The sequence below is a fragment of the Sporosarcina thermotolerans genome (assembly GCF_042658975.1).
In the GTDB taxonomy this organism is placed as follows: domain Bacteria; phylum Bacillota; class Bacilli; order Bacillales_A; family Planococcaceae; genus Sporosarcina; species Sporosarcina thermotolerans.
On sequence record NZ_JBHSRM010000013.1, the window covers coordinates 160953 to 182391 of the forward strand.

Consider the following 21439-nt stretch of genomic DNA (forward strand, 5'->3'; position numbering starts at 1 on the left):
AGATTGATTTGCAGTCTATCAAGGCAGATATTTATGACAAACATAAATTAACTATAAATATCCCTCTTGTTATATCCTATAAAACCAACAACAATTAACAGTACCCCCACGATGGTAAGAATGGAAACGTTAATAATATCCATATCTCCAACAGGAAGTTCAGGGACATAACCAAACGGCGATAGTTTACCAAGCCATTCCGGCAATTGGAGTAACTTGCCTACATACAGAACAAAGAAGGAAAAGGTCAAGTAAAGCCACGTGAAGCCGGACCGTTTTGGAGCAAATCCGATAAATAGCATTGCAATGCCGATCATGATCAACAGCGCAGGAAAATACACGATTGCAGATTGATAGAAGACGCCAAAAGGGATCGCATCATCCATTACCGAATTTGCGGCTGTACCTAAACCGACGGAAGCAAGTGAAAGCATCGCGAACCCGCTTATCACAGAAACAGTCAAATAGCTCCCCAGTAACCGTGAACGTGATACAGCACGGCTTAACAAATGCTCCGTAAAATTCCTCTTCTCTTCACCTTTAAGCTTGAGTATGGCTAGTAACGGCGGCACCGTGCACAATATGGCGATCACCTTCATCAGCGTCGTTAAAAATTGTTCCATTAATGAAAATCCTTCTCCATGTGCAAACATTTTTTCCATCATTTCATTGTTTGTAAAAAAGGCTTCCAGATCACCGAAAACCGCCCCATACGATGCGCCAAGGATGAGCATTCCAACAGCCCAGGCAATGAGCCCAGTACGCTGAAGCCTCAATGCAAGACCAAATGGATTTTGTAAAAACTTTGAGGCATTTTTTCTTCCGGGTCTTGCCGGGATAAATCCAGCTCCCAAGTCGCGAATGACGTTCAAATAAAAGGAAATGGTAATCAAGACAAGCGCAACACCGATTATTGCTGCAATTGGCCACCAGTAATTATTCACATATGTTTCTGTTCTTAAAATCAAGCCAAGCGGCGACAACACGGATAGTATTTCATTGCTGACATCGCCAATCGCACGCATCAAATAGGAAAGGAGCAATACAGTAATCGAGAACCCTATTGTTCCCCGAGAGTTCTCCGTGAGTTGTGCAAGAAACGCAGTTATTGCCGAGAAAATGATACCTGTTGCGCCCAACGATGCTCCGTACAAAAGCGAACCTTCCAAATCCATACTTTCGATTTGTAGTGCATACAATCCAAATCCAGCGAAGAGCGCCAACACTATATTGACTCCAAACGATAAGACAATCGTCGCTTGCAACGTAGCTAACCGACCGACAGGCAAAGAGCGGATCATTTCGATGCGCCCATCCTCTTCATCTGCCCTTGTATGTCGCGTAACGATTAAAATGCTCATGATTGCGACAGCCAAGGCGGTGAATAGCAGCATTTGATGGGCCAGCATCGCGCCGTTTGTATAATTGTCCAAGCCATACCCCTGGCCAACCATTGCAATCATGGCAGGGTTCCTCATTGTTTCTCCCATCGATTGCCTTTCCTGTTCTGATGCGTATAGATTCGCAAATGCATTGGCAACAGCAAATGTAAGAAAAGAAAGAGATAGGATCCAAACAGGGATGCGAATGCGGTCTTGCCGTACCATTATCCTAACAAGTCTACCCGAATTATGGACTACCAGATTCGCCATGTTACACCCTCCTCGAAGCATTTTCCGCCCCTTCATAATGGCGCATGAACAAGTCTTCCAATGTAGGCGGTGAACTTTCCAGTTTCATAATCCCATATTGACTTATCTCCATCATGACTTTGTCCATTGCATCCGCATCTACTTGAAATGAAAGCGCGTGATCCGTCCTCTTGATATTATGGATCCCTACCAACTCATGTAAAGAATCTATTGGCAGCTTCGTCTCAACTAGCAAATTAGTTCTCGTTAAATGACGCAGTTCAGTTAATGTCCCTGTTTCAATCATTTGCCCTTGCCGAATAATCCCCACCCGATCGCACAACTTTTCAACCTCAGATAAAATATGACTGGAAAGCAATATGGTCTTCCCTTCCCTTTTTGCATCCATCACACATTTTTGAAAAACCTTTTCCATCAATGGATCGAGACCCGACGTCGGTTCATCGAGAATATACAAATCTGCATCCGATGAAAAAGCTGCAATAAGCGCGACCTTCTGCCGGTTTCCTTTTGAATACGTCCTGCATTTTTTGGTAGGGTCCAAGCCGAACATGTCGATCAGTTCTTCGCGCCTGCCTCCTTGATCCACCCCGCGCAGCTTCATAAAAAGATCAATCACTTCTCCGCCCGTTAAGTTGGACCATAAGTTGACATCCCCAGGAACGTAGGCAACTCGTTTATGAATTTCAACCGCATCTTTCCATGCGTCCATCCCAAATATCTTTGCCTCGCCTTCTGTCGCCTTTAGAATACCGAGCAGGATACGAATGGTCGTTGACTTTCCGGCGCCGTTCGGTCCGATGAATCCAAACACCTCGCCCTTATTCATCTCAATGTTGACGCCATTTAAAGCTGAAAACTTTCCAAATCTTTTCGTTACATTCACCGTTTTTACTACGGACATTTTGTAGCACCCCTCTTGTCAGAATTTTAATTCCCCTTCCAGACGTGCAAAATATGAAATATCTTCATTGTTTAAGTTCATAATATATCGAAGAAACATCCTTGGCAATAGTTTATGAACTATTGTTATTGTTTTATTACATAACTTTGTCTACACTAACATTGAGGTGACCAATATGAATGGATTCCAACTTCGCAGAGAACAAAAAAAACTAGCAATTTTAGAGGCGGCTTTATCTCTATTTTTCGAGCATGGTGTTAAAAAGATTTCAATTGCAGAAATAGCAAGTAAAGCAAAGGTCTCCCAAGTAACCATCTATAATTATTTTGAAAGCAAACATAATTTAGCCCACGAGGTTTTTATTTACTATTTTAAAAAGGTATCTAATGAATTTGACGAGATATTAAATAGCGACATCGCTTTTCCTGAAAAAATCAAGGCGGTCATATTTACTAAAAATGCGGCAGCAAGGGAAATTAATGAAGATTTTTATGAATATATCATGAATGAATTTACGACGGACAAAAGCAATGCAGAACAGCTATATGAGAAGCAGGCACTCCCACGCCTAATTCAATTATTTAATGAGGGAAAAGCACAGGGGTATGTAGATCCGAATTTGTCTAATGAAGCCATCCTCTTTTATATGAAGGCGGTGAATGAATTTATAAAAAGAGAAGATGTTTATCACCAAATACTACCCTTAACCGAGGATATTATGTATATATTATTTTACGGCATTGTCGGTAAGAAATGAGGGATACTTAAGCATGTTCATCGACAGAACAAGCAGACAGCGTATCTAAATACACTACCTGCTTGATATGGGTCAGTTTAATTTGAGAAGGTCTAAACTCACAAAACGATGATATATTTCGAGAAATGATTGATGAATTTTTCGAGCTGACTAGGTGAATACAAAAAGGATCTTTTCCGCTTTCAAGAAAAGACTCCGAAATCACATTGTCAGTAACATCTGAAAAGTGTTTATACTCGTTGTTTGGTGATTGATTCCGATCTATCAAGACGGAGCGGACACCTTCAAATAAGAGATTCTTGAAATAAACGAGTGCTTTCCGGAATAAACGAGCGGTTCCAGGGATAAACAAGCGCTTCCTTATCTGTTCCCTTCATCAATCCAAATACTTCAATCTTCTCTCATCATAGGTTTTCTCATCCTCAGTACCAAACCCATAACCGTCTGAAATAATTGACCTTACCGGGACATGCGGAGTCAAAGCTATTTTCCATTCTCCATCTTCCCGAACTAAAGCCATTAAAAAATAATTCATGCCATCAATGAAGTATTCGTTCTGGGAGTACACTTCAAAATCCACACCAACATAATACACTTTAATGTTTTTGAATTTCTCCATGTAATGATACGGTACAAACTGTTGGCCGTATTCAATAGGCAGCTCTTTCCACATAACAAGGCTGGCCTTTTCAATATTTAACAATCCAAGTCTCTGGATTTGATTTTCCCTATCGGCAATAAAGTCCAATAAATCCTTTTCAGTTTTCTTATCCCACCGGGAAATCGCTTTTTCCAACTGTTTCTTATTCAACTCATCAAAATAAGAACGGATGACTTGTTCTGGCGACCCGATTTCTTCCGCGTTAACAGGAAAAGAATAGGATGAAAAGCAAATAACTAATGCAATAACTAAAATTCTAAGTTTCATACCACACAGCTCCTATAAAAAATTAATCATAGGTTGCCCTGTTTAGTTCTTTAAATCCGTGCAATAAAGCTATACTACCCTATCAATTAACAAATCTATAAAAGACCCACTTCCCTCTTCAACTGTTCAAGGAAATCAAGCATGAACTTATGCCGCTCTTCCGCCAGCCTTTTCCCTTCCTCAGTAACCATAAGGTCTTTTAATAGTAAGAGCTTCTCATAAAAATGAGTGACGGAAGAAGTGTTTTTGGAACGGTATTCAGATTCGGACATAGTTGTTCTCGCTATTTCATCCGCATCATACAACTTTCTTCCCCTTGCACCACCAAAAGCGAAAGCCCTTGCAATCCCTATCGCACCGATTGCATCAAGGCGATCCGCATCCCTCAAAATTGCCCCTTCAATTGAAACGATTTCTTCCTCATTTCCTCCATTGAATGAAACACTCTTAATCGTTTCCAAGACACGAAATGTCGTTTCATCATCAACACCTGACGATTGTAATAATTCAAGAGCTGTAATATGATTCACCATTTTATATTTTGGGTCATCCACATCATGAAGAAGAGCCGCAAGCCTTACAATCGCCATATTAGCTTCCGGCAAAGTCTCCGCAATCGCCTTTGCATTTCTCATTACTCGCAAAATATGATCAAAATCATGACTCGCATCAAACTGCTCATAAATCTCAATCACTTGCCCCGTACATTTTTCAATAATCTGTTCCATCTAAGCACCAACTTTCTATATACTGAAAAGCTATGGTTTTCATATTATCTTGGTAAAAAGAACTTGTTATCTATTGGAATTTCCGTTGATTGAAGCGAAAGGCGGCGACTCCTGGGAAAGCCCCTGCCTTAATTTCTGCAAAAGGCTCAGAAATACGGCAAATCGAACTCTTCGTGGTTCGATTGGAAAGCGTCCGTCTGTAGCGGAAATCAACAGTTCTACATAGCTTATTTAACACTCGTTAGAAAATTCAAACCATATCATTGACGTATATTGTCGATTCATGTATAGTAAATTCAACCATGTCAATAATGGGATAGACATTGAATTGCCGAGGGAGGAATAAACATGTACCAAGGTAAAGTAAAATGGTTTAGCAACGAAAAAGGATATGGTTTTATCGAAACCGACAATGGCGAAGATGTATTTGTACACTACACTGGTATTATGTCAGATGGGTTCAAGACGTTGGATGAAGGCCAGACAGTCTCCTTCGAAATCATTGAAGGCAACCGTGGTCCCCAAGCGGCAAATGTCTTAAGTATTAGCTAAAATGAAAATTGAATTGTAAATATCCCGCCATGTAATTTATGGCGGGGTATTATTTTGTCAATTTATTCATTTCATTTCCAAGAAACTGCAGTTGTTCCCCTATCGTACATGTCCGAATACAAAATTGATGTGCAGACGTTTTCCCAATATCCTTCACTTGTTGCCTTTTCACGAAACAACCTTCACAATACGTATCAAGCACTTTATTTATTTCATTCATGATTGTTAATTTGTCCATAATAACCTCCCGTGCGGGTCATTCATTCATTTTAATGTCCATTTAATGAAATTGCAACTAAGTCCAAGGAGTGATGAAAAATGATAGAGTTATACGTAGATGGCGCGAGCGCCGGTAACCCTGGAAAAAGCGGAATCGGAATTTACATCAAAGGAGAAGGAACACAAGTAAAGCTATCAGAACCGATCGAGCCAACAAATAATCATACAGCTGAATTCATCGCACTCTTGCGCGGTATGGAAGAAACAGCAAAATTGACGACCGGAATCGTATCAGCACGCTCTGATTCAAAAGCAGTCGTTTCCGCAGTTGAAAATGAATTTGTGAAAAATGAACTTCATAAAGGATATTTGAATGAAATCCTGTCAATCGCGAAAACATTCGAATTCTTCTTCATTAAATGGATTCCGGATACTGAAAACCGTGCAGCTGATGCCCTCGCAAGAGAAGCAATCCATCAGCAAAGCGATGCTTGACCCAATAAAAAATAGTCGCCGCCAAAAGGGTTGGCGGCAAACACTTATTCCACTTTCATAAATGACACCGTATTATGGGTACTGTCGAACAGAACCCATTCCCTATCATCGACAACCGCTCCAACATTGACAAGCGTCTGTCCAGCTCCAATAAAATACGGGTGCTCGAACAGCACATCTTCTTTCTTTCCATTATGCATCAACCCCGAATTATGGCTATGCCCATAGAACGTCAGCGACTTCACTGTATCTGCCTTCAGTAAAGACCAAGGTTCCCCGCCCCATGTCCATTGATGTCCATGGATGACTTCCGCATTTCCAAGTTCCATTTTCTCCGGCATCTCGGATAACATTTTGAGCAAAGGGTCATCAGCTTCAGTAATCAGTAAAATTCGCTCCTCCTGATTCCCTTTGACAGATGGAAAAGTAAGTAATTCTTTAAAGCCATCAGGCAGTAACATCACTTCAGACAAGCTGGTATACTTACGTTCAGTTATATTACGTTTACTGATTGTACATTCAAACAAGTCACCCGTGCCGATTAAAACGGCATCAGGCGCTTGTTTATTTATATGGTAAAGCACTTTTTCCAAATCTTCTTTAGAGGAATGAATATCCCCAATTATCGCGTATTGCATCAATGGTACCTCCACTACGTTCAACCTTTTTCTACATCTATGGAATCTCTGGAAATCCAATCACTGTAACTTCCAATATATAGCTTTACATGATCATATCCATTATGTTTCAGCATGGCGTATAACGGCGTAGCCGTAACTCCGCTGCCGCAATAGACAGTAATTTCGTCTTCCTTACTAACTACTTTTGAAAGCTGATCTTTCACGTCACTCCCCAAGTCATAGGCTCCATCCTTTTTTAGCTGTTCCCAGTCGAAATTCAATGCCCCGGGAATATGCCCCGCAATCGGGTCGATCGGTTCCACTTCCCCGCGATACCTCTCCGCAGATCGCGCATCCACAAGTACATTTTTCGTTTCCCCAGCCACGGTCTTTTCAACGAATTCGCGGGAAGCGAAAATGGATTCATTCCATTCCGGGTTGACTTTCGAAGGCTCAGGCTTTGTGAATTCATCGGAAACTGGGACACCCGATGCCTTTAACTGATCAAAACCTTCATGGGAAATGAACGCGTTCTTAAAACCAGCATATTGAAGAATCCACCAAGCCCTTGTTGCAAAAGGTGCCCCACCGTCATCATAGACGAGTATTAGATCATCTAATTCAAGTTCACTTTCCCTGAACAAAGACGTCAATTCATCTTTATCTGGCAAAGGATGTCTACCCGACTTTTTATTCAAATCGGATAGGTCTTTCCCGAGATCCCAATGGACTGCATCTTTAATATGCCCCTCTTCGAATTTCTTTTTCCCCCAATTTTCATCTTGCAATGAATAACGTGCATCAATCCATTTAACCCCCTTGACAGTAACGTCGGTGATTGATTTAAAAACTTTCCCCATTGTAAAACATCCCCCTTAACGAATTTGTTTGTAAACTGTACGCCATTCATCCAATTGTTCAGTATCTTGTAATAAAGAACGTTCTGATTCGATTTGCTGAATACTTTGTTTCAATAAATGAAGTCGTAACCCTTCTGCTTCGGCCTCAATCCATTGATCGGCCCAAAATTCAAGTCGTTCTTTTTCTTTCCCTAAATAGATTGAAGCATCTTGCTTCAAACGCTCTTCAAGCTGATCTCTTAGAACCAATCGATCGCCTCTTTCGAAAAACGATTTCTGGTTTTTAAATAGACGGTTAACATCTTTATACACCGCTGGATTCTCATAAGGAGTTGCGAATGAAAGCATCTCTTTATCTTCTGTCTCATATGGTGACGGTGAAATAGAGGAATCCTTTTCACCAAGGAATCGCACTTCCGAACGCTGACGCTCTTTCAATTGTTTATTCATAAAGTTAAGCATGCGTAAGTTCGTGACCTTCAATTCTTGTGTCAAGTCAAACCCGACCATTTGCACGGTTTCAGCAAGAGACATTGACAATGCCTTATCAGCAGGGTAATTAGCAAATGTTGACGGACTATAACCTTCCTTGAAAAAGTCTCCGAAACACAAGAATACACGTTGTAAAATATAGTAAACCAACTCATTCAACTCATTAGTCGATGCTTTTCGAATAACTTCTGCAAATCCATGTGAGAAATGAGCACGAATTTCCTGTTCAAAACGGTCAAGCTCAAGCATACGTTCCGCTTTTCGGGATTGGTTCAATTCTGTTCTTTCGATCAAAGTTGCAAGACGGTTAACCGTTTTTTCAGCCTCTTCTTGGAGTGCCTGAACAGCAAGACCCTTTAAATCATCTTTCAAGAAACGCTCAAAATGGCTTTCAAATTCTTGCATAAAAGGATCCTGTTGACCAGAAAGTTTCGCTTCCAATGCTTGCAAGCTCGAAATTCCATGGACGCGGGGATGACGGATTCCAAATGACGTCAACTCCTGCTCAACAAATGATTTTACAGCTTCAGCTTCTTCATCATTTGAGGCTAAGTCGATTGCATTGACGACAAAGAACATTTTGTCCAATTCGAAAGCATCTTTCACCCGTCCCAGTTGAATGAGGAACTCGCGGTCTGCTCTTGCAAAAGCGTGATTGTAATACGTAATGAAAAGAATCGCATCCGCATTTCTAATATAATCGAAAGCGACATCCGTATGTCTCGCGTTAATTGAGTCGGCTCCTGGTGTATCAACAAGAGTAATCCCCTGCCTTGTCAATGCACAATCGATGAAGAGATCGATTGAGTCTACGAAACAGCTACGTTCTTCTTCAGCTACAAATCGGGTAAATTCACTTTCTTCCACGTTCACAGTTGTTCCAAGTTTTTCCCCGTAGACAGGATACCCTTTTTCGAATGCACGGATGAACGTTTTATGGATATGAAGGCTTTCATCCTCCAACTCCCGCTTCAACACTTCTTCGGATTTCCTAAACGCTTCTTCAAGTGACAAAATCGGAATACCTAACTTTTCGAACGAGAACGCAACGTCTTCTGTCATCTGTTTGACTGATTTCAAATGAACATCCGCTGTTCGATCCTCTTTTCCAGAAGATAACGGTCGAATTCGATTTATAGCAGCAGTCGTCGGATTTGGAGAGACAGGTAAAATACGGTCACCGATCAATGCATTCGAAAATGAGGATTTCCCTGCACTAAACGCACCAAACAACGCTACTGTAAATTCCTGCTGGGAAAGCCGGTCAGACTTATTCCGCAAATAATTTGCCGTTTCCAAAAAGCCCGGAATGTCCGTTACTGCTTCTGCAATATGTAATGCTTGTTCAATCACTTGACTAGCCTCAGTTGTATTAGACTCCGTTTCTTCTTCTGTCTGTTCGTCTAACTTAGACTCCTCAGCAACAATTTCACTTTCCACTACTTCAAGATTATCAAGGTCAATCAACTTAATTTCAGATTTCTTTTCCCATTCACTAAGGAGATGACGGCTTTTCTCTTTCAAACTTGCAGATGGAGTTGTAACGTCATCGTTAAGAGTAGACAATTTTTCGTTAATCTCTTCAACTTGCGAAATGGCTGAAAGTTTTTGCTCAAGTGAATGAATAGTTGAAAATAGTGATTCTGATTCTTCATTTCCAATTGATTCGGCGATGGTAGACATTTCTTTTTTCCAGTCATCCGTTCGTTTCCGGATGACTTGTTGGATGGCCGATTTCATCTGTTCCGCCATATTAAGAACAGTATCACCTGTCAGGACATCGGAAACATTCAGATAGGAATCAATTTCCTCAAATGGGACAGTCAAATCCATTTCATCTATTTCAATCGACCGTTGATCGGTCATGAAACCAGCATCTTTCAGCACTTTTTTCATTAATGCCTTCATATGCACTTCAATTTGGGTATGTATAAGTTTGGATAAATTAGCTGTCAAAGCATTCTTTCTATTTTCTCTTTCCTCTGCAGTCTTTTTAGCTCCGAATAGAAAACCTACCTTGAATCTAGAAGATTTCGATTCCAAATACTCTTTTAGCAATTCCCTCGTTTCGAAAGGACTAACTGATGCGTTTCGCAGCAAATCATTTCGTTCCCTTTCAAAAACGGCATAAAATTCATCACCCGTCAGAAGGGCTGCACGCTTTTTCAACTCTTTCACTTCGGTTAAAAGTTCCCCATGTTGGGACCATTCGTCTTCAGAGATCAACTCCGCATAAGCCTGTTTACGTTCTTCTTTTTCTGTTTCAAGGTAATTAATATGCTCTTCTTTTAACTTAAAGAGGGAAAGTTCTGCGTTTTCCAAGAAATGCTCTTTCCAGTTTTCCATTGAGCCTTCTACAATCTTTTTCACCTTTTCAAAATCATTATATGAAAGGTCTTTATCTCTTAAAGATGTGTAAAAAATGCCTTTTGGTTCAACTCCCCATAGACTAAATGAGTCTTCGACCGACTTCTTGAACGCCTCAAAAGGCAATTCGCTTTCCCGATGTTTATCAATCTGGTTAATGATCAAATAAACATTGGGATTATAACGCAATAGCTCTTTTGTAAACTTGAAATTCAGTTCTGACTGGACATGATTATAGTCCATCGTATAAAAAACAAGATCCGCCAGATGTAGAGCCGATTCTGTTGATAGGCGATGTGCATCATCTGTTGAATCGACGCCAGGCGTATCCATAACAGTTATAGCTTCAGGTAATTTTGAAGCGGGATGACCTATTTCAACAAGCGCAATTTCAGCACCGTCTTTGCTGAAAGACTTAATCGCTGGCGAAAAGCCATGCCCTTCGTATTTATATACTGTACCGTCAGTCCTATGGATAATTGCATATTCACTATCTGTCTTTTTCACTTTTACAATATTGGCGCTCGTCGGGATAGGACTGGATGGCAATAAATCATCACCTGTCAGCGCATTGATCATTGATGATTTCCCTGCAGAAAAATGACCTGCAAAACCGATGACAAATTCCTCATCTACTAACTTTCGCGCTAGTGATGCAGCTTTCTTCACACGGTCTTCGTCATGATTTTCTTTAAATAATTGACCGTAAATTGCCACCTGCTGTAAAACATCTACTTGTTGTAAATTATGTGACATTGTATTCTTTCCTTCCCTAAAATTCTGTTTCTATCATACCATCTTTTCCAAATGAAATAAGCAATTAGAAAGTTGCGAAATTACTCAAATTATTCTCGCATAGAAAAAGCTGTCTCTAATTGGATTTACCTAAATTAGAGACAGCTTGATAATTATTTAATGATAGTTGTTTGGATTTCTACTGGAAAAATACCTGAAATTACGCTCTTCAATTCCTTGTCTTGCCCTTCAAGTGGAATATGGATACTTCCGTAGTCATCGCTTGTTCGTATGAGTCGTCCCGCACCTTGGCGTAGTCTTAGCAACATGAACGGAAGGTCGACCTCTTTGAATGGATTTTCTGCATGCTTTCTACGTGCATCAAATAAAGGATCTTGAGGTGGAAATGGCAAATCGTAAATGATGACACGTGTTAAGGCATCATTCGGAACATCTAAACCTTCCCATAAATGATACGAGCAAAGAACCGATATTTCCTTACTTTGGAAGTCTCGAATCATTGAAGATAATTCCCTTTCCCCTTCAAATGCAATTTCCTTCTGTTCTTCTCCAACCTTCTCTTTAAATTCCTTCATGGATTGTTCGGATTTAAACAGAATAAGTGTTTGTTCATCCTTTTGCAGTAAATCAAGGACATAATCATTCTTATCCCCTTCTTCTAGTTCCGCAACAATTACGTCCATCACTTCTTCATAATCAAAAGGTGATTCAACAGAAAACGACAGAAAATCATCGATTCCAAGGCTATCCAGTAAATACGTAAAATCTTGCCCGACTGATAGAGTTGCGGATGAAAAGACAATTGGAAGGTTAGAGGAAAATAGTTTTTCCTTTAGTATATCCGTTACGAGTCGAGGCATAATGATAAGCGTCATTTCCCCTTCAGCCTCTTCGACCCAATCCACCGCATCGTTTTCGGAAGTGAATAATTCCATCGAGAAAATATATTGTTCCAAGTATTCCTCAACCATTGTCAAATCATATTCTGGAATAATATAAAGTTCGCCTTCGAAAACAAATTCTTCCAATAATGCGTTGGAAATCGCTATTGTTTCCTTTCCTACAGAAAGAAGTTCAACGCTTTTATTGATAGCTTTCCGTTCTGTGGTATTTCCATTCGAATTCGCGCGGAGTAGGCGGAAAAATTCTTCATGCAGGTCAATCAATTGTTCCATTAACCGCAGTGTCTCTTCCCGAACCCCGTCAACCATGATACGTTCCAATAAGTTCAGCAATGTATTATTTTGAACTTCATATGTGAGTGCCCGTTGAGCTGAATATTCAAGAAGATGTCCTTCATCGAAAACAATCATGGATACATCAGGTAGCAAAGGGAGCTGTCCTTGACGCTTTCTTGATTCCTTCGTCCAAATATGTTCCATATAGAAGTCATGTGAACAAATGATCACATCAGCTGCCTCACGATAATGATTGCGGTGGATTGTCTGACCGCATCTGTTTCGGATATCGCAGGCTGCACATTGTTGAACCGGATGGAAATTAATTGTTTTCCATTGTTCATCATTTATGTCAGGATAATCGGATCTCTCTCCATATGGGGAAATAGATTGCATGGATAGATTGCCTCGAACAAAGTCAGGCAGACTACTTTGAACGTTTTCTGCATACACTTCGGAAGTTGCATCCACCGCATCTTCCAATCTTTTTAAACATAAATATTGGTCTCTCGCCTTCGCAAGACGGACATCGATATCGATTTGAAGAGCATCGCTGATTTTTCTGATATCGCCCTCTTCTTTAACAAGCTGATCGATTAGTGTTTCATCCGCACAAGAGATAAGGGCTGGCTTTCCTGTGTATCTCGCATAAGCAATGGCTGGCAATAAATAAGCAATTGTTTTCCCGGTTCCAACTCCCGCTTCAGCAAGGAGAACTTTCTTCTCTTTTAGCGCTTTTTCAATTTGGAATGCCATATAGATCTGTTCATCCCTGCATTCAAATCCTTTTTCTGTCAGATCATCATATAATGTATCACCAATCCAGTCATTTAAGGATTCGTAGAATGATTTCTCTTTTGACAATGAAAATGGCATTTTTCTTTTCATCTGCGCTTCCCCTTTCCTTTACACATGGAAACGGAAGAGGGGCATCCTCTTCCGTTAACTAAATCTTATTTCCGCTGACCCCAATATTGATAAAGGTCCGTTCGGATAAAGCCATTGAATAATTTACGTTTCTTAGTCGCTTTTTTACCATACATCGTTTCGAAGTTTTCCAAGGAGGAAAGCATGTAAACGGACCATGAAGGATACTTATCCATAATATGGCCCATAATCTGCGTTAGTTCCTCTGCTTCTTCAACTTCCCCCAACCGTTCTCCATAAGGAGGATTACCGACAAGAACGCCGTTCAAACCTTCAACCGATAAATCTTTAATGTCCCGTTGTTCAAAACGGATCAAGTCCATAAAACCGGCCTCGACGGCATTTTGCTGGGCTACTTTTATCATTCTTGAATCGACATCGAATCCTTTAATGTCCAGTGGTTGATCGTACTTTGCTATGTCTTCTGCTTCTTCTCGTATACGGTCCCAAATTGTAGAATTCATCCATGGCCAATGTTCGCTACTGAATTCACGGTTATAGCCCGGTGCAATATTCTGGCCAATCATTGCCGCTTCTATCGGAATTGTACCCGATCCACAAAACGGGTCGACAAATGGCCGATCGGGATTCCAGCGTGTCAATTTGACGAGGGCGGCTGCCAGCGTTTCTTTCAGTGGTGCGTCCCCTTGTCCGATACGATAGCCGCGCTTATGCAAACCGGTACCACTCGAATCAATTGTTAGAGTGACCTTATCTTTTAAAATTGATACTTCAAGTTTGAATAATGGACCCGATTCGTCTAAAAAGCCTGTCCTGTGATAGGCAGTCTTCAACCGTTCGACAATTGCTTTTTTAACGATTGCCTGGCAGTCAGGGACACTGAAAAGCGCGGATTTGACTGATTTTCCAGCTACTGGGAAGTTTGCGTCGACTGGTAGATATTGTTCCCATGGAAGTGCTTTTGTTTGTTCGAATAGGTCATCGAATGTTGTTGCGTGGAATTCTCCGACTATGACGCGTACGCGGTCAGCGACACGAAGCCACATATTCGTTTTTGCGATTGCTGTTTCGTCGCCTTCAAAGTATATTTTTCCGTTTTCTGTTTTAGTTTGGAAACCAAGTTCCTTCACTTCATCCGCAACAATTGACTCAAGGCCCATTGCAGACGTAGCTACCAATTTATAATTAGCCATTCATGTCCAACTCCAATTCATAACGTATGTATAGGCAGTTGCTATATACTTATATAGTCTGTGTAAGTTTTATCAAATAATTTCCCAATTAATGAAGAAATGCTCTCCAAGCGTACGGAGAGCATTGATTGTTATGTTGAACCATCGTGAATTCGATAAGCCATGTTTTGTTCCCGTGTACTCAAACGGCTTGCGCCTCGTACTTAGGGTGGTAATCATCTATCTACAGACCCATCTAAAATGATGTCTGTCCCTTCATCTGTTAAATTCCTTCAGAAGAGTGCCCCTACCATAATTTGGGTTTCTCGCTCGTGGGGTTTACCGCGTTCCATCTGACCCGTTTCCGAACCAGCTACGTCACTGTGGCACTTTTCAGGGAACCTCGCCCATATGCGGCAAGCGCACTTAGGACTTATCCCCGCCGTCAATGTGCTATGCACAAAGCCACGGCTTATTTTTTCGCCGAGCACGAACACTACGGTCATCTCAGAACCGTGCGAGCATGGACTTTCCTCTACAACGTATGTTGCAGCGATTACCTGAATTCACACTATGGTCTTAACAGTATACAGCTTTTTTCATTAAATATCAATTGATTAATTTATTGCTTTTCTTTGCAACGTGTTCACTCGTAGTCGTATAGTTTACTACCGAAAACATGCTTTTCTAAATTCGAAATCCGCTTTAACAAGTCAAAGTTAGTTGTATTAGTGTTAGTGGCAGCTGGACGTTTAGCCTGTGCAGCCAACTCATCTTTCAATCTTTCGTTTTCCATTCGCAATTCGGAAATCGTTTTTTTGAAAGCCTCATAATCCTGTATAACTTGGTCAAGGAATAAGTCAACATCTTCCTGATTGTATCCGCGTAGACCCGTTTTGAATTCTTTTTCAAGAATTGTTTTCGTATCGAGTTTTATTTCCATAAAATGACGCCCTTCCATCTGTGTTTACGTATCGCAAGTATAGCATATTTTGTATATCTGTGTCTTTTATTTTCAGTGTTAAAAGACGGTTTTTGTCGGTTGATGCGCTTCCCCGGGAAATAGCTTCTTCCGCAATCTTATTTCCCTGTATTCGAAGTCATTTCCCATTCTCTTTTTGAAACGTTCTGGGAAGTCGGAATTGTTGTTCAGCAATTTAATCGCCATCCTTGTATAACGCAATGCCGTGTCCAGCTCTTTTACCTTATGCTCGTACAGCTTGGCTAATTCCTCGAAAGCTATAATTCTTTCCCTTCCGTCTATACCATCAGCAGCAATTTTAAACGAACTAATTGCCTCCGTATGACGATTCTCTTTCTTAAGGATGAAGCCAATATGGAAATGTGCCATAGGTTCCTCTGCTCCGAATTCGGCAATGACATCGCCAAGAACCTTTTTGCTTCGGTCAAAGGATTTTAAATCTCGATACCATTTCCCGATGTTTGTTTTGGAATTAGCCGAAGATAATTGCTGTTCTTCAAGAAGAAGGTTGGTCGATCGGATATATAATGTAACAAGTGAAAGGATATCCCATTCATTATGCATAAGCACTTTCATCAGCATCTCTGGACGTCCGTTTTTTACCGCGTCTTGGTAAATAATTGGGGCCATATATCCGGGGATGTCTCCTTCGCGGAAGAAACCAAGCTGTTCTTCCTCGACGGCAGTGAGTTTGAACGTATCCATTTCGTTTTTCCAGATCCGTTTCGATCCATGTAGCAAATCGATTTCCGTATGTTTCAATAAAGGCGGCAGATGATCTCTATTCATCGTCCATCTTGTCTCCACTTGAGGCATGTCAAAACTTTTCCCATTATACATGACGACCGACATTGGGATTTTCCAGAAGTTCGATGCGTAAAGAAAGGCAGCCTCGTGATCAGGACCGGGTAAAACATATTGGGTTAACGTGAATTTCGTTTCAGTGTATTCGATAAAGCCCATCAGGAAGATTAGTGTCCCTGCACCCTTAAGTCCAGTAGTTTCTGTATCGAAGAAAACAAGGGGCCGGGATAAATCCGGAGCGAGAGGATGAATTTCATTTGCTTCTCGCCAACTTTCCACAGTACCCAATAAACTTGATAGTTTGTACTTTCCATGAAAGTGTTCCGGTCCGTAAGTAACTACACGTTTATAGATAATTCCATACTTATTTTCTTCTTTCGTCAGGCCAGCCGCAAGCCAATTCTCTTCGTAAGGTGGAGAAGGTGGTCTTTTTCGTTTCGGTTCCTCTGGCTTTTCATTCGATTCGGCAGGTTTTTTCTTCAGAAGCTTCTTCATCTGCATCAATTTGGCTTCATATGACACTTGAAGTACCTCCAATTAAAGGTCTTAATACTGAGGATATATGCTGCAAGTATTTATGTTGGCGCATTGATCCCCCACCTTTCTATCTTTCTTTTATGGATATCGTAACATAGAAAAGAATGGAGAGGTGTAGTATTCAATGGCTTATTGTCTTGACCGGCCATTCAGGAATACTCATTACTTTAGAAGAAAAACTAATTTACTCCGACAAATCTTGCGATAAACGAATCATATCCCTACACTGAATACCGTTTTCGAAAATTGCTTTGGGATAATGTCTAACAAAAAAGTCAATATCGATACCAACAATCCTAAATCCACATTTTTGATAAAGGGCCAGTTGTCCGATGCTTGAATTTCCGGTTCCAATTTCAATTGTTTTATATCCTTTTTTCTTGGCAACATTTATAGCATCCATCACCAACTGTTTGCCTATGCCGCTTCCATGTTGCTCTTCCACGACTGCAACATTCACCAGCTCCACTGTCTTTGGTCTTGTTGGAAGTAATACGTAAACACCAACAATCTGTTGTTCAATTTCAGCTATATAACATTCGCCCCTGTTGACATACTCTTCTATACTTTCTCTTGAAGGGTCGGCCAATAACAACAAGTCTAAGGGGATTTTTTCACCGTTATTTAGTTTTCTAATATCCATTTTATAACTCACATTTCCTTTACAACAAAATTATGATAGATTACCGTCCTACTTCAATACAAGGAATTCAAGTACTTGATATACCCACAATTAATTTAATCGCCTTTCGAGATTTTTGTGTCCGTTTAAAACCTTCTTTTGAGTCAAGTATAAAAACGGTTTTACCAATCCAAATTCTAAAGTATAAAGAGTGGTATTGTATTGGACCCACAACCCCTTTTTCCTCATATTCGGTTCCATTCTCTAATTCTGTCTCTGTCCTAATGAGCCATGTATTACCAATTCCAAACTCAATAAATTTCAAAAAACCATCTCCTACCGAACCTGTCTTATACGTATCCCTTTTTGAGCGCGATGGTCGAACATTAATTACATCGATAACTTCAGCGTTATCGTGAACCAAATAATCATGCAAAGGCAATTCAAAAGATAAAATGCGAAAATGTAATTTGCCTATTAAAGGGGTTGAAGCCATGTAACAAAGCTTCAACCCCTCTTTTTATTGCACTAATTTATGCAGCAACGCACTAACTTGCCGTTTAGCAGTTTTCACGCCTTCTTCCTGAGCACCGATACAAACCGGACAGCCGTTTTCACAAACGCAGCCAGCGACATGTTTTGCTGTTCTGCCGATCAGTTCTCTCCACCTGCCATAAAGCTTTTCGCTTAACCCAATGCCTCCCGGGTAACTATCGTAGATGAAGATGGTCGGTTTACCTGTATGGATCGCTTTTACTTGCGGAACTACATGGATATCTGTTCGATCGCATCGGACGAATAACGGAATGAATGATTGAATCGCATATGCTGCCCCTGTCAACGCATCCGTCAAATCGGATTCCTTCCAGCCTTCAGGGGTGTCGAATGTGTACCATGTGGATGAGGTATGCAATTCTTCTGCTGGTAGAGTGATAGGGCCAGAGCCGATATTATCATGTGTATCGAACCGGATTTTTTTGAATATCGTCGGGATGGCCAGGACCGCAATATCGCCGAAAGCGGTCGTAGCTTCGCCTAATTGCTCTCTTTCATCCTCACTGATGACCTTCAACTCAACCGCAAGATTTGCATCCGTATAGTAATCCACGTCCACTTCTGTGACATATGCCTTCTTCTCTTCCCAATCTAACATCTCCACCTGATACTGTTTTCCCTGATGGATATAAATCGCCTCTTCATGCAAAAGGGTCATCGCGCTATAGCGATCCATCTCCCCTATTACGACTGTCCCTTTCGGAATCGTTCTGTCTATGATGACGACATTTTCCTGAGAGGCGGAACGGAGGCTGATTTCGCTTGCTGGGAATCGGTCTGTCATCCAATGCCATTTATCTGAAGTTCGGACTAGGACGCCTTCGCTTTCTAAAAAAGCAAGTAGTTCTTGGACTTCGAATTCACCATATGTTTCGGTCAGTGTGAAAGGCAATTCAAATGAAGCGCATTTCAAATGATCCATTAGGATAAGCATATTATCTGGATGAATCCGAGCCTCTTCTGGAGTTTGTCCCAATAAGTAATCTGGATGTTGAATAATGTATTGGTCGAGCGCCATAGATTGAGCGACATAAATGATTAAAGCATCATCTTGCCTTCTCCCTGCCCTTCCAGCTTGTTGAAAAGCGCTGGCGATGTTTCCTGGATAACCGGTCATTATGCATGCCTGAAGTTGCCCAATATCAATTCCCAATTCAAGCGCATTTGTACTGACCACTGTTCTGATTTCGCCTTCGCGTAATCGTTTTTCGATTTTCCTGCGCTCCGAAGGTAAATAACCGCCCCTGTAGCCCATGATTGTTTCATCGAAAAGTTTTTTCTTCGTTAATTCCTTCATATAGGTTACGAGCATCTCAACACGTACCCTACTTTTTGCAAAGATTATTGTTTGAATACCCTCCCTATAAAGGAAGGAAGCGATATCTCGTACTTCAAGAATGGCACTTCTCCGAATCCCGAATGTTTTATGGACGACTGGAGGGTTATAGAAAACAAAATGCTTAACCCCAGCCGGAGCACCGTTGTTCGAGATAAGTTCCATTTCAGTACCCGTCAATGATTCAGCCAACTCTTTCGGATTGGCAATTGTTGCGGATGTACAAATGAAAGTCGGGTTACAGCCATAATAATTGCAAATACGTTTCAACCTTCTTAAAACATGCGCAACATGGCTACCGAACACTCCTTTATACGTATGCAACTCGTCAATGATGATATATTTCAAGTTCTCGAAGAGTGAAACCCATTTCGTGTGATGAGGTAAAATTCCAGAGTGCAGCATATCCGGATTCGTCAAAACGATATGGCCGGACTTCCGAACTTTTGTCCTTAGACCGGGTGCTGTATCTCCATCATACGTATAGCTCAGTATCGTTTCTCCACTTGCCTCGATCAATCCATGTAAATCGGCCAACTGATCTTGTGCTAAAGCTTTTGTCGGAAATAAATAAAGAGCGCGTGATGAATCGTCCTCCAAAATGCTTTGCAGGACCGGCAGATGATAACATAATGATTTACCTGAAGCGGTCGGCGTCACCGCTGTTATCGAATTGCCTGAATCGGCAAGATCGAAAGCAACACGTTGATGGCTATAAAGTTTTTCGATCCCCTTCTCCTTAAGCGCCTTTACAATTGAAGGATGAAGACTTGACGGAAAAGGTGCGTATGTGGCAGACTTCCCAGGAATCTTTTGATAGTGGCTAATGTTTGGCGATAACTCAGGATCCGTTAAGAGATGATTGACTATCTCACGGACACTTCCCTGCTTCATTCGCTGTAACCCCTCTCAGATTCCAATGCTTCTAACACCGTTTTAAGTGTGTATGTGGCAGAATTTATGGAAAGCACAAATCGCTTCTTTCCCGTTTTCGCATAAAAGGATTGTACAATGAATTGTTTCATCGATTCATTCAACGATTCAACTTGATGGATATGGACGTATCTTGGTTTTTCAGTGCGAATATATGTCCTCATTTCCTCCGTCCAATCGTCTACTAATTTATGGTTTTCATCTGCATATGGCTTCACTTCATTAAAAAAATCGGGCTCCTCTTCCAATTCCCGCATAGCTAAAAGTCTTGGTAGGCATTCTTCACATACCGAAAGGAGCCGTTCCGTTTTCTCTATAAGATTCAAGTGATCTCTTCCTTCCCGGATTCTTTCCTTTAGTCTATCAAAATTTTACGGAGACACCAAGTTCAACGAACGTATATTCTTTGGGAATTCATGTTAACACGGAACTTTTATAAGGATAATCCGTCCAATCATTATGGTATGATAGTGATACGAGGTGGTAGGTATGACGATACGATATCCGAATGGGAAGAAATACGTCCCTGTTCAACAGTTGGAAACCGGAAGAAAAAAAACAAATCCATCGTTCAGCAACCGCGGAAAAACGCTTGAAGATGAATTGAATGATACGAATGAATATTACTTGTCCAACAACATAGCGGTTATCCATAAAAAACCTGTCCCTATCCAGGTCGTGAATGTGAAATATCCTGCCCGCAGTGCCGCTGTTATTACGGAAGCATACTTCAGGTCACCATCGACAACGGATTATAATGGAGTGTGGAATGGAAAATATATTGATTTTGAAGCGAAAGAGACTAAAAATCGAACTTCTTTCCCTTTGCAGAACATCCACGAACACCAAGTAGAGCATATGAGGAAAGTATCAGAGCAAAATGGAATCACGTTTCTCTTGGTTAAATTCACGGTTTTAGATCGCTATTTCGTTGTGCCTTATGAGTACTTCGAAAAAAAGTGGGAAAGAATGATAGAAGGCGGAAGAAAATCTATAACACTCTCTGAAATTGAGGAGATGTCCATAGAAATAGAAGCTCGTTACAATCCACGGCTTGACTATCTATCAGCCTTAAAGAAACTACAAAACAATTTCAATTGAT

The 21439-nt window shown here is 40.9% G+C and carries 20 protein-coding genes and 1 other RNA gene; 4 read left to right on the top strand and 17 right to left on the bottom strand.

Annotation, left to right across the window (positions count from 1 at the left end):
* Positions 1 to 47 precede the first annotated feature (47 nt).
* Both ACFPZG_RS08610 and ACFPZG_RS08615 read right to left on the bottom strand, forming a co-directional pair.
* Entirely contained in the window at positions 48 to 1652 is a 1605-nt protein-coding gene (locus ACFPZG_RS08610) for an ABC transporter permease (protein ID WP_283731877.1), read from the bottom strand.
* A gap of 1 nt (position 1653) precedes the next feature.
* On the bottom strand, positions 1654 to 2556 hold the full coding sequence (locus ACFPZG_RS08615) for an ABC transporter ATP-binding protein (protein WP_317940016.1): 903 nt from the start codon (positions 2554 to 2556) through the stop codon (positions 1654 to 1656).
* 175 nt (positions 2557 to 2731) lie between these two features.
* Between ACFPZG_RS08615 and ACFPZG_RS08620 the strand changes: the two genes are divergently transcribed.
* Positions 2732 to 3313, top strand: a complete 582-nt coding sequence (locus tag ACFPZG_RS08620) for a TetR/AcrR family transcriptional regulator (RefSeq protein WP_317940017.1) — start codon at positions 2732 to 2734, stop codon at positions 3311 to 3313.
* Positions 3314 to 3689: 376 nt separating this feature from the next.
* Here ACFPZG_RS08620 and ACFPZG_RS08625 read toward each other — a convergent pair whose 3' ends face one another.
* Together ACFPZG_RS08625 and ACFPZG_RS08630 are read right to left on the bottom strand one after the other, a co-directional pair.
* Entirely contained in the window at positions 3690 to 4241 is a 552-nt protein-coding gene (locus tag ACFPZG_RS08625) for a DUF4829 domain-containing protein (RefSeq protein ID WP_283731876.1), read from the bottom strand.
* A 95-nt stretch (positions 4242 to 4336) separates the two neighbouring features.
* Positions 4337 to 4969, bottom strand: a complete 633-nt coding sequence (locus ACFPZG_RS08630; protein WP_283731875.1) for an HD domain-containing protein — start codon at positions 4967 to 4969, stop codon at positions 4337 to 4339.
* A gap of 348 nt (positions 4970 to 5317) precedes the next feature.
* On the opposite strand from ACFPZG_RS08630, the gene ACFPZG_RS08635 reads away from it, so the two are divergent.
* Complete coding sequence (locus tag ACFPZG_RS08635; protein WP_283731874.1) at positions 5318 to 5521, top strand: cold-shock protein; 204 nt, start codon at positions 5318 to 5320, stop codon at positions 5519 to 5521.
* Between the two features lie 49 nt (positions 5522 to 5570).
* On the opposite strand, the gene ACFPZG_RS08640 is transcribed toward ACFPZG_RS08635, so the two are convergent.
* A complete protein-coding gene (locus ACFPZG_RS08640) occupies positions 5571 to 5759 on the bottom strand; it encodes a zinc-finger domain-containing protein (RefSeq protein ID WP_283731873.1) in 189 nt (62 codons plus the stop codon).
* 80 nt (positions 5760 to 5839) lie between these two features.
* Here ACFPZG_RS08640 and ACFPZG_RS08645 point away from each other — a divergent pair, with 80 nt between their 5' ends.
* On the top strand, positions 5840 to 6235 hold the full coding sequence (locus ACFPZG_RS08645) for a ribonuclease HI family protein (RefSeq protein WP_283731872.1): 396 nt from the start codon (positions 5840 to 5842) through the stop codon (positions 6233 to 6235).
* 44 nt (positions 6236 to 6279) lie between these two features.
* Here the strand turns inward: ACFPZG_RS08645 and ACFPZG_RS08650 are convergent, their stop codons facing one another.
* The 12 genes from ACFPZG_RS08650 to ACFPZG_RS08705 form a co-directional block, all read right to left on the bottom strand.
* Positions 6280 to 6873, bottom strand: coding sequence for a metallophosphoesterase family protein (locus ACFPZG_RS08650; protein ID WP_283731871.1), 594 nt, complete (start codon positions 6871 to 6873; stop codon positions 6280 to 6282).
* Between the two features lie 20 nt (positions 6874 to 6893).
* Positions 6894 to 7715 carry a sulfurtransferase gene (locus ACFPZG_RS08655; protein ID WP_317940018.1) on the bottom strand — a complete coding sequence of 274 codons (822 nt, stop codon included), beginning with the start codon at positions 7713 to 7715 and terminating at the stop codon, positions 6894 to 6896.
* 15 nt (positions 7716 to 7730) lie between these two features.
* Complete coding sequence (locus tag ACFPZG_RS08660; RefSeq protein WP_317940019.1) at positions 7731 to 11330, bottom strand: dynamin family protein; 3600 nt, start codon at positions 11328 to 11330, stop codon at positions 7731 to 7733.
* 152 nt (positions 11331 to 11482) lie between these two features.
* Entirely contained in the window at positions 11483 to 13396 is a 1914-nt protein-coding gene (locus tag ACFPZG_RS08665) for an ATP-dependent DNA helicase (protein WP_317940020.1), read from the bottom strand.
* A gap of 65 nt (positions 13397 to 13461) precedes the next feature.
* On the bottom strand, positions 13462 to 14589 hold the full coding sequence (locus ACFPZG_RS08670; protein ID WP_317940021.1) for a THUMP domain-containing class I SAM-dependent RNA methyltransferase: 1128 nt from the start codon (positions 14587 to 14589) through the stop codon (positions 13462 to 13464).
* Between the two features lie 151 nt (positions 14590 to 14740).
* An RNA gene (rnpB, locus tag ACFPZG_RS08675) (RNase P RNA component class B) lies at positions 14741 to 15136 on the bottom strand.
* A gap of 78 nt (positions 15137 to 15214) precedes the next feature.
* Positions 15215 to 15511: a cell division regulator GpsB gene (gpsB, locus tag ACFPZG_RS08680; RefSeq protein ID WP_283731870.1), complete on the bottom strand. Its 297-nt coding sequence runs from the start codon at positions 15509 to 15511 to the stop codon at positions 15215 to 15217.
* 78 nt (positions 15512 to 15589) lie between these two features.
* On the bottom strand, positions 15590 to 16876 hold the full coding sequence (locus ACFPZG_RS08685) for a ribonuclease H-like domain-containing protein (protein ID WP_317940022.1): 1287 nt from the start codon (positions 16874 to 16876) through the stop codon (positions 15590 to 15592).
* Between the two features lie 199 nt (positions 16877 to 17075).
* Complete coding sequence (locus ACFPZG_RS08690) at positions 17076 to 17534, bottom strand: GNAT family N-acetyltransferase (protein ID WP_283731868.1); 459 nt, start codon at positions 17532 to 17534, stop codon at positions 17076 to 17078.
* Positions 17535 to 17601: 67 nt separating this feature from the next.
* Positions 17602 to 17838: a DUF3977 family protein gene (locus tag ACFPZG_RS08695; RefSeq protein ID WP_283734635.1), complete on the bottom strand. Its 237-nt coding sequence runs from the start codon at positions 17836 to 17838 to the stop codon at positions 17602 to 17604.
* Positions 17839 to 18033: 195 nt separating this feature from the next.
* Complete coding sequence (locus ACFPZG_RS08700) at positions 18034 to 20298, bottom strand: DEAD/DEAH box helicase (protein WP_317940023.1); 2265 nt, start codon at positions 20296 to 20298, stop codon at positions 18034 to 18036.
* Positions 20295 to 20663 carry a YppE family protein gene (locus ACFPZG_RS08705; RefSeq protein WP_283731867.1) on the bottom strand — a complete coding sequence of 123 codons (369 nt, stop codon included), beginning with the start codon at positions 20661 to 20663 and terminating at the stop codon, positions 20295 to 20297. The genes ACFPZG_RS08700 and ACFPZG_RS08705 overlap by 4 nt, the downstream gene beginning before the upstream one ends.
* 163 nt (positions 20664 to 20826) lie before the next feature.
* Here ACFPZG_RS08705 and recU point away from each other — a divergent pair, with 163 nt between their 5' ends.
* A complete protein-coding gene (recU, locus tag ACFPZG_RS08710; protein WP_317940024.1) occupies positions 20827 to 21438 on the top strand; it encodes a Holliday junction resolvase RecU in 612 nt (203 codons plus the stop codon).
* Position 21439 lies beyond the last annotated feature (1 nt).